The organism is Paenibacillus sp. ACRRY (assembly GCF_022346995.1).
In the GTDB taxonomy this organism is placed as follows: Bacteria; Bacillota; Bacilli; order Paenibacillales; family Paenibacillaceae; genus Paenibacillus.
Genome location: NZ_JAKRNM010000003.1, coordinates 498,439 through 511,034 on the forward strand (window position 1 = coordinate 498,439; position 12,596 = coordinate 511,034).

Consider the following 12,596-nt stretch of genomic DNA (forward strand, 5'->3'; position numbering starts at 1 on the left):
TATAAATTAAAGGAGGTCTGTGTTAAATGCGAGTTACTGGAACAATGCAAAATATGCAATTGTTGTATAATCTTCGCAATATAAACTCTTCTATGGTCAAGGGACAGAATCAATTGGCGAGTGGACAAAAAATAAATCGCCCAAGTGATGATCCGATTGGTGTAGGTTATCAGATGCGATATGATACGGATCTGGCCCGTAGCGACGAGTTTCTGGAGAATGCGAAGACAGGTAGCGATATTTTGAAGACTATGGATTCATTGCTTTCTCAAGCTAGTAGTGTCATGCAGAGAGCGAGAACACTGGCCCTGCAAGCATCGAATGATACGTACGACAACAAGCAGCGTGAGGTGATATCCTCTGAAATTAAGCAATTGAAAGAACAAATGGTTACCATAGGGAACAGTACGTACAATGGAAAGTATTTGTTTAATGGGCAAAAGACAGATCAACCTCCTTATACTTCGGATGGAGCAGCAACTGAGAATACGGATCAAGGTCTGTTTTACCTAAACGTAAGCCCAGCAGTCAAGGTTCCGGTAAGCATCACAGGGGAGATTGTTTTTGGTGAGGCAGGAACGGATAACGTATTCAAAGTGTTGGACGATTTGGCCGCAGCACTGGAAACAAATAATAAGGATGGTATAACTGCTAGTTTGGATAAAATTGATACGGTAGCAGACAAAATGATGTTAAGCTGGGCTGAAATTGGTGCACGTATGAATCGCTTTGACTTAATGGTAAGTCGTATTGAAGATGAACAGGTTAACATTACAGAGCAACGTTCGGAAGTTGCCGACGTGGACATGCCTTCTGCAATTACCGACTTGAAAAGTAAAGAAACCGTTTTGCAAGCGGCCTTATCTACAGGCGCAAGAATTATGCAAACCTCCTTGCTTGATTTCTTAAGATAACGTTGGACTGCATTCCTGATGTTTTTTGAGAGGAGAGTGAAGAGAATGAATATCGACACTCAGTCGAGCTCATGGGGAGCGTATATACCAGCCGAAATAACAATCAGCAGGCGTGATGCGGAGATGAGCGTTGACTGGACAGAGGTTTTTAATGATATGGATCTGAAGAGACCTGGTGCTTTAATGAAAGATTTAAAGCAAAGGACTGAGATCCAATTTATTCAAAATCTAGCGACAAAAAGTCAAGAAGGCGACAGGATCGCCAATATTGCATCAGGAGAGAAGAACGTTTTTGGCAATATTGCACATGCTCGCTATATGCGGAATGGTCAGAAGGAGATTAATGTTGAATTAGTTCCTAAACAAGGAGTGCACATTGATTTTCGAATTTTTCCTCCAGAAATTCATATTGAAGCTCGAGGTGTTCTTCCGAGGTGATACAAATAAAATCAGCTGCTTATGGTGTGTTGGAATGTGATGAAAATCAAATTTATCAGTTTGATCAGGAGATCCCTGGTATCCCTGATGTGAAACGTTATGGACTGTTCCCTTTGGAAGACACCCCGTTTTACATTTTACATGGACTTGAAGAAGAAGTCAGCTTTGTCTTGTTGCCAGCACAGCCCACCATGCCAGATTACAGTTTTGAACTTCCTGATGAAGTAACCTATCTGCTTGAAATCACGGAACCTGGCGACTTGGGTATCATGCTTGTTGTTAACATTGTGAATGACGAACTCTTTGTTAATATGGCTGCTCCTATCCTGTTATCTCCGGATGCATTAAAGGGCTGTCAGTATATTATTAAAGATCAGCAGTTACCGATCCGATACCGCTTGCATCCAAAGGAGGACAAGTAGAATGCTTGTGCTCAAACGCCGTATAGGAGAGTCCATTCTCATTGGAAATGATATTGAGATTCAGATTCTGGGGGTTGATGGGGACCAGGTGAAAATTGGATTCAATGCTCCCAAAGACATTCAGATTCTCAGAAAAGAGTTATATGAAGAAGTTGTCGCAGAGAATCAAGCAGCCAAGGACCAGAATAATCATTTACAACAGGAGCAAGTTCTTAATCTGCTTAAACAATTTAAAATGTGATCATTTTAATATTTAGGTGGGGAATTAATGAAAATTCATCAAAACAACGCGTTGAGCCGAGAAATTCATGCATTGCGTGACTCTAACTCAAACTCAAATGTTCTAAAGACATCAGAAGTGAATAGTAGTGAGTTTATCCAGCAGAAGGTTAATTATACGGCTCTGACAGATGAAGAAAAGACAAAAATGGAAGAGCATCTCGCCAAGTTGAATAAATCCTTAATTGATGTAAATAAACAGATTCAGTTCAAATACAACGATGAGACGGAAGAATTGAATGTGGAAGTAATAGACACGTCTACTAAAGAAGTTATTGCAAGCTTGCCTCCCGAATTTTTAATAGAACTTTCGTTGCAATTAAAAGAGATCATTGGCATGTTTTTTGATGAAAAAGTATAAACAAGAAAGGATTGATTGAAAATGACGATTAGTTTTTCTGGTTTGGCTTCAGGTTTTAAGTCTGATGAGTATATTGAAGCCATTATGGCCCAAGCCAAAGTTCCTTATAATAAACTCAACACCAAAAAAAGTACAATAACAGCTTACCAAAATGTATTTAAAAATATTAATACAAAATTGGCAACTTTAAAAGAGGCATCTACAGCACTAAAAGATGCAAGTACATTTAAGACTACAACGGCAACTCCTTCAGACACTACTAAATTAACCGCTACAAGTGGAGATAACGCTATAACCGGCAGTTATTCTGTAAAGGTAGAGAGCCTCGCCCAACAGCAGGTAGTTGCAACTAAGGCATTTACGAGTGCTACAGTAACAGATGCCTCTCTCCCTGATTCTATTACGATAAATGAAAAATCAATTGATCTCTCTGATTTGCAAGGTAAAACCATGGATGAGGTACTCAGTGCAGTGAGTAGCAGAATTAATGCACTTGGCGAGAAGGTTTCAGCGTCGATAGTTCAAACGGCTGCAGGTGAGAAAACATTGACATTAACAGCAACAGAAGCCGGGGAAGCCAATGAAATTTCCTTTGTTGATGATGCTGGTTTTTTTGGATTCACAGAGAAGCAGAAGGCGTCAGATGCTAAATTGACGGTTAATGGAATTGAAGTAACCAGTACAACCAATGCAGTCAAGGATGCCATCCCTGGAGTCGTACTGGAATTGACGGACACGGGTAATTCTACTGTAAAGGTTAGCTCGGATACGAGCGCCATTACAGCTAAAGTTGAAGCTTTTGTCAAGGCATACAATGACATTATTACAACTATAACAAATAATACTCAAAAATCGACTGAGAATAGCGATGGTACCCTTTCTCTTACATTACAGAGTGATCCGTTGCTTCGGGATCTGAAAAGTCAAATGAATCAGATGTTGAATACGCTTGTCAGTGATACGAGCGGTTTTAGAATGCTTTCCGAGATTGGACTTGAAATTGATAAAGGCATTACTTCAGCTTCTCTAATGACAGGAACCATTACTTTTGACAAAGAAAAGTTTGCAGAAAAAATTACAGAGAATCCTGCTGGAATCCAAAAAATGTTTGCTAGCTCAACGGCATCAGGTGATGCTTATGATGGACTAGGAATCATTTTTGAGAATAGAATGAAAGTTTGGAATAACAGTGTTGATGGTTTAATTACAAGTAAGGTCAAAGGGTATGATTCTGAAATCGGCTTTATTACAGAGCAGATGGAGAGCATGAGCAGTCGTCTGGATCTAAAAGAACAGTCACTTAAAAAACAATACGCGCGACTGGAAGTTGTTATATCCCAAATGAATAGTCAAAAAGATTATCTTACAAGTCAGTTGTCGTCTCTAACTAACAGTTCAAGTAGTAGCTAAGGAAATTGAATTATAGGAGTTGAAAATAATGGCGACTAATTTTGGGGGCTATCAGGCTTACCAAAAAAATAAATACCAGACCGCTTCACCTCATAAGCTGACGTTGATGCTCTATAATGGTGCAATTCAGTTTGCGGGTAAAGCGAAGGAAGCCATCCTCCAACAGGATATTCAGCAGACGAATACCTGGGTTCAGAAAACTCAAGATATCGTGTATGAACTTATGTCTTCGTTAAACCTTAAAGAAGGCGGAGAAATTGCAAAAAACCTTAAAAATTTGTATTCGTATGTTGTGGATCAGTTGATACAAGCCAATATTAAAAAACAGCCCGAACTCATTGATGAAGTCGTTCACATTCTAAGTGAATTGAAATCGGCTTGGGAGAGCATTGGAAAGGGTGGTACCCTTGGTTAATCGAATGGCTATAATGAATGCGTTGTTACAACAACGAATGGACCTGTATACTCAATTACTGGAATGTACCGAACTGCAAAAGAACATCTATTTGAATGGAGAGCAGGAAGAGATGCTCTCTTCCTTTTTGCCCATTTCGTATCGTTGGGATAGTATAAGGCGGGAATTAGATGATGTTCAGCAACAATTACAAGCACTGGGCGATGCTGAAACGCAACGTTCTGATGATGTAATACAAATCATGAAGCGAACGTTGGAAAATATTCATTATATCCAGAATGGAATTGATCAAACAACCCAGGATACAAGTGAGAACTTGCAGAGCGTGAAGCAACAGCGAAAAGTCATGAACGCTTATTACAACCTTAAGCAACAGGATCAAATCTCATTGTATTTCGACGAAAAAAAATAAAAAAAGTTCCTTCAAAAGCTAAACATTTCATTGGAACAGCCGATATATATATTAGGCCACAAGGACGTGGCTAAAAAAACACTATCATGGAGGATGATTTAAAATGGGTATGTTTATTAACACTAACGTTGGCGCAATTAACGCTAACCGTAACTTGAACTTCAACAACAGCAACATGAGCAAAACGATGGAGAAACTGTCTTCCGGTTACCGTATCAACCGTGCGGCTGACGATGCAGCGGGTCTTGCAATCTCCGAAAAAATGACTTACCAAATCAATGGTTTGAACCAAGCACAACGTAATGCTCAAGACGGCATTTCCTTGTTGCAAACAGCGGAGGGAGACCTGACTGAAGTTCACTCCATGCTGCAACGTATGAATACACTGGCTAACCAATCTGCGAACGGTACGTATGATGATACAGACCGCGCTAACATTCAAGCAGAAGTTGATGAGTTGGTAAAAGAGATCGACAGAATCACAACAAACTCCAAATTCAATGGTGTAAGCCTACTTGATGGAACCAATACAGATGTGACGTTCCAAATTGGAGTGTCCGGTACTGAACAACTGACAGCAGCATTGAGCAACAATACAGCAACTACATTAGGAGTAGATGGTCTGAAATTAGATACTGCAGCCGATGCAACAGCAGCTCTTGATACTATCAAAACTGCAATTGAAACAGTTTCGACAAACCGTGCATCTCTGGGTGCATACCAAAACCGTTTGGAGCATACTATCAACAGCTTGGGTGTAACTTCGGAGAACTTGTCCGCAGCGAACTCCCGTATCAAAGATGCTGACATGGCTACAGAGATGACAGCATTCACGAAAAACCAAATCCTTGTACAAGCAGGTACTTCTATGCTGGCACAAGCTAACTCTGCTCCGCAAGCAGTTCTGAAATTGCTGGGATAAGTTAGACGAATACTCGAAAGGGTTCCTCTACGGAGGAACCTTTTTTCGTATAATGTTTACAGAATTAGGAGGAAGTTTGAAGGCATGAATGAAGAAAAAGTCAAGGATATAGTCTATTATTATGCCAGATTATTTGAAATGTTGAAGTGGGTCTCTTTTTTTAGATTAATAGTTTATTTCGTTGAGAAGAAAAATGGGGGAATTTCATCTAAGTTTGTTGAACTGTGGGTTTTTTTTCACTGTGTTTTATCTAGTATGACTATATTTGCTGTATATTATTTTGGTGAGTATAAGTGGATAATATACCCTATTATAGTATATGGGTGGATGCGAGTAGTTGAAATTATCATTTACCAAATAAACGTATTGCTGTTTGATCCCTATAGAGCTACTCAAAGTAACCGGCCATACCAAGTTAAAGGTTATTTAAGAATGATTATACTGTTGATACATAATGCATTTGAGATCGTTTTTTGGTTTTCCTCTATATATATGTATTTTTTACAGTATTTCGGTGTTGAAGATGACGTTGCTAATAATATTGTACAGGCCTTTTATATCAGTTTTGTAACTATGACATCCTTTGGACTTCCTAACTTTGTTATTAAGAGTTCATGGGGATTAGGAATTATATCTGTACAATCCTTTATAGGTTTGATTATGACGATGTTAACATTTGCTAGATTTATATCATTGCTACCTATGGTTAGATCAGGTACAAAGAGTGAATCCGACGATAAGTAGAAAATTCTGGGCTGCACCTGTCTGAGAGATAGATTAGTAAATATGAAAAGAAAGATTTAAACATAAAATACCAATAAAACATTTTCTTTACCAATTGACAATGGATAAGTCTGGATGGTATAGTCTGAATTGTGGGCTAAGGTCTTGGCCAGAGCTTCACTTCATTTGATGACGAAGGGAATGTTAGTGCATGCAAGGTAAAGTAAAATGGTTCAACGCAGAAAAAGGTTACGGTTTCATCGAGACTGAAGATGGCGGCGACGTATTCGTACACTTCTCCGCAATTCAATCCGAAGGCTTCAAAACTTTGGAAGAAGGTCAATCCGTAGAATTCGACATCGTCGAAGGCGCACGTGGACCTCAAGCCGCTAACGTAATCAAATTATAATCATCCGGACAATCCGACCTACATATATGGTTAGATGGTTACCAATTGAATTATCGCTAGCAATAGACTCCGGTTTTCCGGGGTCTTTTTTTGTTTTTCTAATAGATTCTTTTTAAGATATTACATAATAGATTGAGAAAAGAGGAAAACGGTTAATTACTTCTTCAAGCGCCCTATATCAACATCATGTAAATACAGGATTTCGCCTAAATATGATGAAATACCGCGAAATATGGCGTTACGCGCAGGTGGGCAGATGTGGCTTGAACAGATGTCATGATTCGGTCACCGGGAGTTTTTACATGGCGCTTACATTCGTGTTATAATGAAGTGGCAAAGGAAAAGGAGGAGTGCCCTATGAATTTAAGTATTCGAGGTCAACAAATCGAGGTTACCGATGCTTTGAAAGATTATGTCGACAAAAAGTTGAGTAGACTCGAGAAGTATTTCGATGCACCCCTTAACTCTGACGGTGCTGTAACATTGAGCACGACGAGAGGCTTGCATACGGTTGAGGTGACGATTCCTTTGAAAGGCATTGTGCTCCGTGCTGAAGATGAGAGTGACGATATGTACGCTTCCATTGACGCCGTGGTGGACAAGTTGGAACGTCAGATCCGTAAACACAAAACGAAAGTTAACCGGAAGTTCCGCCAGGAAGGCAGCTTGAAAACACTCTTCGTTGAAGATCCGACAGGTACAGTAGCTACTGCTGAACTGGATGTGGATACAGAGGACGATGATTTTGAAGTGGTACGGACGAAACGCTTTATGTTGAAACCGATGGACGTGGAAGAGGCAATCCTCCAAATGAACATGGTCGGCCACAATTTCTTCGTATTCTCCAACATTGAGAATGAAGAAGTCAGCGTCGTGTACAAACGGAACGATGGGAAATATGGTTTAATCGAGCAAGGTTAATCATCCTTGTACGATGACTCTGAATGACCCATTAATGGTAAAATGAATACTTACGAAAAATTGGACTACAGGAGGACATCTTCGTATCCTGTATGATTAAATGAACAAACTAACAAGAGCCTCTGTCCCATACGGGATGGGGCTCTTTTCTGCATGGACGCAGCCGGGAAAATTTGTGCAAGTAAGTTTATGAAACTATTTCCCATGCAGCTGCGTCTAATAGAGAGTAGGAAGCAGGAGTACTGCCCACTAAAAAATTGAACTTTTACACTCTTAATGTGTTAATAATGGAGTTTTATGATAGACTCAGTAAACTGAGAGAAGGTTCCATTTTTACCATGAACATTTTCTTGAACTAACCATATGATCTGAAAATATGACAGCGAAAAGAAAGGCTTCCGCTAACGGCTATGATTTTTTGCACCTAAACGTGTACGAAGAGGCTCCAGAAGTTCCAAGAAGTATGCCTCGGCGTGTTGCGGCGACCCTTACAAACTGTTACAATTTATGCAAGAGAATCATTGTCCTGATGAGGAATTGTCAACGAATGATCGCTAATCATAATCAATGACAGGCACAGCACCATGAACATGATTCGTAAGGTTTGGAATTGCCCTTATTATGCAAGGAGCGAGTCCGTGAATATCGAATCAGCTTCATGAGTAATCCTGGCCAAGCCTGGAGTTGATTCATCCATATTAATGTTTTATATCGTTTGTCACCCCCGGGCAAGTGGATGCACATATCCATCCGATGGTGTCGCATGGCGGCAGCAGGGGGTCTATTCTGTTTTGCACGAAAGGGGTATACCATGCTAGGACTTGTCAAAAAGATCTTCGGCGACATGAACGAACGTGATGTTAAACGTCTGATGAAGACGGTCGATGTGATCAATAAACTGGAACCACAATTTCAGGCATTGTCTGATGAGCAACTGAAATCCAAAACCGAGGAATTCCGTGCCCGTATCGAAAAAGGGGAAACAACGGACGAGCTTCTGCCGGAAGCATTCGCAACGGTACGTGAAGCATCCCGCCGGGTTCTGGGCAAACGTCACTATGACGTACAGATGCTGGGTGGTATCGCTCTGCATGAGGGCCGCATCTCCGAGATGAAAACGGGTGAAGGTAAAACCCTCGTGGGAACTCTCCCGGTTTACCTGAATGCATTGATGTCCAAAGGGGTACACGTCGTTACCGTCAATGACTATTTGGCACAGCGTGACAGCCAGGAAATGGGACAGATCTACGAATTCCTGGGCATGACGGTAGGGGTTAACCTGAGCGGCATGGACCATGCGCTGAAACAGCATGCATATGCTTGTGATATTACGTACGGAACGAACAATGAATTCGGATTCGACTATCTGCGTGACAACATGGTGCTATACAAAGAGCAAATGGTACAACGTCCGCTGTTCTTCTGTATCATTGACGAAGTGGATTCCATCCTGGTCGATGAGGCGCGTACGCCTCTGATCATTTCCGGACAAGCTCAGAAGTCTACGGACCTGTACTATGCAGCAGACCGTTTCGTGAAACGTCTGACGCCGGAAGAAGACTTTACAGTGGATATTAAAGTGAAATCCGTTGCCTTGACTGAAGGTGGGGTAGCTAAAGCGGAGAAAGCATTCGGCATTGAGAACTTGTATGATCACGCCAATGTTACGCTTAACCATCACATCGTACAAGCGCTGAAAGCGAACGTAATCATGCGTCGTGACGTCGACTACGTAGTCAGCGATGAAGAAGTCATGATCGTCGATGAGTTCACAGGCCGTCTGATGGCTGGTCGTCGCTATAGTGACGGGTTGCACCAGGCGATTGAAGCAAAAGAAGGCATCGAGGTACAGAACGAGAGCATGACGCTCGCTACAATCACATTCCAGAACTACTTCCGGATGTACCGCAAGCTTGCGGGGATGACGGGTACAGCGAAAACCGAGGAAGAAGAGTTTAAGAAAATCTACGGTCTCGAAGTATTGCAGATTCCGACCAACCGTCCGAACAAACGGAATGACATGGCAGATGTCGTTTACAAGAGCATCGACGGCAAGTTTAAAGCTGTAGTTGAAGAGATCGTGGAACGTCATAGCAAAAACCAGCCGGTTCTGGTCGGTACAGTATCGATCGAGAACTCCGAGCGTCTCTCCGACATGCTGAAACGCCGTGGTGTCAAACACCAGGTACTGAATGCCAAATACCATGCGGAAGAAGCAGAAATTATCTCTGGAGCTGGTCAAGCAGGTGCGGTTACGATCGCAACCAACATGGCTGGACGGGGTACGGATATTATCTTGGGTGAAGGCGTAGCCGAAGTGGGCGGTCTTCATATCATCGGTACAGAGCGTCACGAATCACGCCGGATCGATAACCAGCTGCGCGGACGTGCAGGACGTCAGGGTGACCCGGGTTCTACACAGTTCTATCTGTCACTTGGTGATGAGCTGATGAGACGTTTCGGTGCAGACAACGTACTGAACATGATGGAGCGTCTTGGCTTTGAAGAGGACCAACCGATTGAGAGCCGCATGATTACTCGTGCAGTTGAGTCCGCACAGAAGCGTGTTGAAGGAAACAACTTTGACGTACGTAAAGTCGTTCTTCAATATGATGATGTCATGAACCAACAACGTGAGATTATTTATAAACAGCGCCGCGAGGTGCTTGAATCCGAAAATATCAAACAGATCGTTATGGATATGATCAAGCCTTCCATTGAACGTATTGTTGAAGCACACTGCAGTGACGATATTCCAGAGAACTGGGAGCTGCAGGAAGTGGCGGACTACATGAACAGCAAATTGCTGGATGATGGTGCGATCACCAAAGACGAGCTGTGGGGTAAGGAAGCTGAAGAAATCATCGAGTACCTGTTTGATAAAGTGCAGAAGAAGTACAATGCACGCGAAGAGCGTATCGGTGAAGAAATGGTTCGTGAGTTTGAAAAAGTCGTTGTGCTTCGTGCAGTCGACAGCAAATGGATGGACCACATCGATGCGATGGATCAACTGCGTCAAGGTATCCACCTTCGTGCATACGGCGGTACAGATCCACTGCGTGAGTACCAATTTGAAGGTTTTGAAATGTTCCATCAGATGATCGCTTCGATCCAGGAAGAAGTGGCAACTTATGTGATGAGAGCCCAAATCGAGAGCAATCAGGAGCGTCAAGCGGTAGTGGAAGAGAGCCAGATCTCGACTAGCGGAGAACCTGCTGAGAAGCGTCCGGTAAAAGTCTCCGACCAGATCGGCCGCAACGATCCTTGTCCATGCGGCAGCGGCAAAAAGTATAAACACTGCCACGGCCAAGAATAGTTAAGCGATATTCTCTTACACCATAACGGAGATTGCAGAAGCAATCTGGAGAAGCGAAGCGTTCGCCTAAAAGCTTTCTGAAAGAAAGCTGCATCGGAAGCATACGCTATCACCAGATTTGTTCCTTTTATAAAAGGGAATCAAAAAAAATCTGGGGATAACAGCGATCGGAAGATGCTACTGCAATCGGAGTGTTATGGTGTAATAGCAGCTAGGTTAACTTATATAGAATACATGAACGGCTCCTTGCAGCCGGGCATTTCAAATGATCAAATGAAGGATGCAGAACCGGTGATTGGTGCATAGTTATAACTATGCAGCCATGATCCAGGTGAAGAGAATTGCCGCTATAATGGTAATCTGGACACCGAGGTGAAGCATCTGACACCAGATCTGGAGAAGTGCCCGGTTTGCGGGGAGCTTATCTTAATGAAAAGAGGAATTGCACATGATTGATCCAAGCGTGAAGCAGGACCTGCGTGAAATAGGCAAGAAACTAACAAACCTTAGGGGGTCTCTTTGACTTAGATCTCAAACAGGAAATGATTGAGAACTTTGAAGAGAAGATGTCTGCTCCCGACTTCTGGGACGATAATGAAAAGGCGCAATCGGTTATCGCCGAGATGAATGCGGTGAAGGGATCGGTTGATCAATACGCCAAACTCCAGCAGGACTATGATGATGCCCTAATGATGGTTGAACTGGCTGATGAAGAAGGCGACGAAGATCTGGCTGCCGAGGTTGCCAGCAGTGTTACGGCAATCGTGAGCAAGTTGGAAGAGTTTGAACTTCAGCTTCTGCTGAATCAACCGTATGATAAAATGAACGCAATTCTTGAGCTTCACCCGGGTGCGGGCGGTACCGAGTCACAGGACTGGGGACAAATGCTGCTCCGGATGTACACTCGCTGGGCTGAGAAACGCGGCTTCAAGGTAGAGGTGCTGGATTATCTGCCAGGTGATGAGGCAGGGATTAAAAGTGTTACGTTGTCCATCAAGGGACATAATGCTTATGGTTATCTGAAAGCAGAGAAGGGTGTCCATCGGTTGGTGCGGATCTCTCCTTTTGACTCTTCGGGCCGCAGACATACATCCTTCGTATCCTGTGACGTTGTTCCAGAGATCGACGATACGGTGGAAGTGGACATCCGGACAGAGGATTTGAAGATCGATACGTATCGTGCGAGTGGTGCGGGTGGACAGCACATCAATACCACCGACTCTGCCGTGCGGATCACACACATTCCTACCGGAGTCGTGGTAACGTGTCAGAACGAACGTTCACAGATCAAGAACCGTGAGCGTGCGATGACGATGCTTCGTTCCAAATTGTATGAGCGTAAAATTGAAGAACAAAAACAACAGCTGGATGAAATCCGAGGCGATCAGTCGGATATTTCATGGGGAAGCCAGATTCGCTCCTATGTATTCCATCCCTATAGTATGGTAAAGGATCACCGTACGAGCGTAGAGACAGGAAATACAGGTGCAGTCATGGACGGCGACCTCGATGCATTCATCGATGGTTATTTGCGCAGCCAGATTAAAGTAGAAACCGAGTAATCAAAGTTCCTGTATGGACCGGATACGTGTAGGCGTATGCTGGTGTATACAGGGACTTTTTTTTGAGCCCAAATAGGGAAGAAAAATCAGCA

Annotated in this window: 14 protein-coding genes; all 14 read left to right on the plus strand. The window is 42.8% G+C overall.

The window, feature by feature from the left end; all coding sequences use genetic code 11:
- The first annotated feature begins 26 nt into the window (after positions 1–26).
- The 14 genes from flgL to prfB all read left to right on the plus strand — a co-directional run bounded on the left by flgL (position 27) and on the right by prfB (position 12,504).
- Positions 27–914 carry a flagellar hook-associated protein FlgL gene (flgL, locus tag MH144_RS15720; protein WP_239302107.1) on the plus strand — a complete coding sequence of 296 codons (888 nt, stop codon included), beginning with the start codon at positions 27–29 and terminating at the stop codon, positions 912–914.
- Between the two features lie 45 nt (positions 915–959).
- Positions 960–1,352 (plus strand): DUF6470 family protein, encoded by a 393-nt coding sequence (locus tag MH144_RS15725; protein WP_239302109.1) that lies wholly within the window; start codon positions 960–962, stop codon positions 1,350–1,352.
- Positions 1,349–1,774, plus strand: coding sequence for a flagellar assembly protein FliW (gene fliW / locus MH144_RS15730; RefSeq protein ID WP_239302120.1), 426 nt, complete (start codon positions 1,349–1,351; stop codon positions 1,772–1,774). Before MH144_RS15725 ends, fliW begins: the two co-directional genes overlap by 4 nt.
- A 1-nt stretch (position 1,775) precedes the next feature.
- On the plus strand, positions 1,776–2,015 hold the full coding sequence (csrA, locus tag MH144_RS15735) for a carbon storage regulator CsrA (protein ID WP_239302122.1): 240 nt from the start codon (positions 1,776–1,778) through the stop codon (positions 2,013–2,015).
- A 27-nt stretch (positions 2,016–2,042) separates the two neighbouring features.
- The gene (locus MH144_RS15740; RefSeq protein WP_239302124.1) at positions 2,043–2,414 is read left to right on the plus strand and encodes a flagellar protein FlaG; all 372 of its coding nucleotides are present in this window, start codon (positions 2,043–2,045) and stop codon (positions 2,412–2,414) included.
- A 21-nt stretch (positions 2,415–2,435) separates the two neighbouring features.
- Positions 2,436–3,824: a flagellar filament capping protein FliD gene (gene fliD / locus MH144_RS15745; protein ID WP_239302126.1), complete on the plus strand. Its 1,389-nt coding sequence runs from the start codon at positions 2,436–2,438 to the stop codon at positions 3,822–3,824.
- A 28-nt stretch (positions 3,825–3,852) separates the two neighbouring features.
- Positions 3,853–4,239: a flagellar export chaperone FliS gene (fliS, locus tag MH144_RS15750; protein ID WP_239302128.1), complete on the plus strand. Its 387-nt coding sequence runs from the start codon at positions 3,853–3,855 to the stop codon at positions 4,237–4,239.
- A gap of 4 nt (positions 4,240–4,243) precedes the next feature.
- Entirely contained in the window at positions 4,244–4,651 is a 408-nt protein-coding gene (locus MH144_RS15755) for a hypothetical protein (RefSeq protein ID WP_239302130.1), read from the plus strand.
- Between the two features lie 103 nt (positions 4,652–4,754).
- Positions 4,755–5,573, plus strand: a complete 819-nt coding sequence (locus MH144_RS15760; protein ID WP_275440129.1) for a flagellin N-terminal helical domain-containing protein — start codon at positions 4,755–4,757, stop codon at positions 5,571–5,573.
- Positions 5,574–5,657: 84 nt separating this feature from the next.
- Positions 5,658–6,317, plus strand: a complete 660-nt coding sequence (locus MH144_RS15765; RefSeq protein WP_239302132.1) for a hypothetical protein — start codon at positions 5,658–5,660, stop codon at positions 6,315–6,317.
- Positions 6,318–6,507: 190 nt separating this feature from the next.
- The gene (locus MH144_RS15770; RefSeq protein ID WP_024631599.1) at positions 6,508–6,705 is read left to right on the plus strand and encodes a cold shock domain-containing protein; all 198 of its coding nucleotides are present in this window, start codon (positions 6,508–6,510) and stop codon (positions 6,703–6,705) included.
- 357 nt (positions 6,706–7,062) lie between these two features.
- Positions 7,063–7,626, plus strand: a complete 564-nt coding sequence (hpf, locus tag MH144_RS15775) for a ribosome hibernation-promoting factor, HPF/YfiA family (RefSeq protein ID WP_095359917.1) — start codon at positions 7,063–7,065, stop codon at positions 7,624–7,626.
- An 811-nt stretch (positions 7,627–8,437) separates the two neighbouring features.
- Complete coding sequence (secA, locus tag MH144_RS15780) at positions 8,438–10,942, plus strand: preprotein translocase subunit SecA (RefSeq protein WP_239302255.1); 2,505 nt, start codon at positions 8,438–8,440, stop codon at positions 10,940–10,942.
- Between the two features lie 448 nt (positions 10,943–11,390).
- Positions 11,391–12,504, plus strand: a protein-coding gene (gene prfB, locus MH144_RS15785; RefSeq protein WP_141236954.1) for a peptide chain release factor 2 whose coding sequence is annotated in 2 segments (ribosomal slippage) — positions 11,391–11,462 and positions 11,464–12,504 — 1,113 coding nt in all. Because the reading frame shifts where the segments join, the coding sequence is not laid out codon by codon here.
- The last annotated feature ends 92 nt before the right edge of the window (positions 12,505–12,596 follow it).

Coding starts and splice junctions, on each gene's coding strand:
- MH144_RS15755 (WP_239302130.1), top strand. CDS start 4,244: ATGGCTATAATGAATGCGTTGTTACAACAACGAATGGACCTGTATACT.
- hpf (WP_095359917.1), top strand. CDS start 7,063: ATGAATTTAAGTATTCGAGGTCAACAAATCGAGGTTACCGATGCTTTG.
- flgL (WP_239302107.1), top strand. CDS start 27: ATGCGAGTTACTGGAACAATGCAAAATATGCAATTGTTGTATAATCTT.
- MH144_RS15740 (WP_239302124.1), top strand. CDS start 2,043: ATGAAAATTCATCAAAACAACGCGTTGAGCCGAGAAATTCATGCATTG.
- secA (WP_239302255.1), top strand. CDS start 8,438: ATGCTAGGACTTGTCAAAAAGATCTTCGGCGACATGAACGAACGTGAT.
- fliD (WP_239302126.1), top strand. CDS start 2,436: ATGACGATTAGTTTTTCTGGTTTGGCTTCAGGTTTTAAGTCTGATGAG.
- MH144_RS15760 (WP_275440129.1), top strand. CDS start 4,755: ATGGGTATGTTTATTAACACTAACGTTGGCGCAATTAACGCTAACCGT.
- MH144_RS15725 (WP_239302109.1), top strand. CDS start 960: ATGAATATCGACACTCAGTCGAGCTCATGGGGAGCGTATATACCAGCC.
- fliS (WP_239302128.1), top strand. CDS start 3,853: ATGGCGACTAATTTTGGGGGCTATCAGGCTTACCAAAAAAATAAATAC.
- MH144_RS15765 (WP_239302132.1), top strand. CDS start 5,658: ATGAATGAAGAAAAAGTCAAGGATATAGTCTATTATTATGCCAGATTA.
- csrA (WP_239302122.1), top strand. CDS start 1,776: ATGCTTGTGCTCAAACGCCGTATAGGAGAGTCCATTCTCATTGGAAAT.
- MH144_RS15770 (WP_024631599.1), top strand. CDS start 6,508: ATGCAAGGTAAAGTAAAATGGTTCAACGCAGAAAAAGGTTACGGTTTC.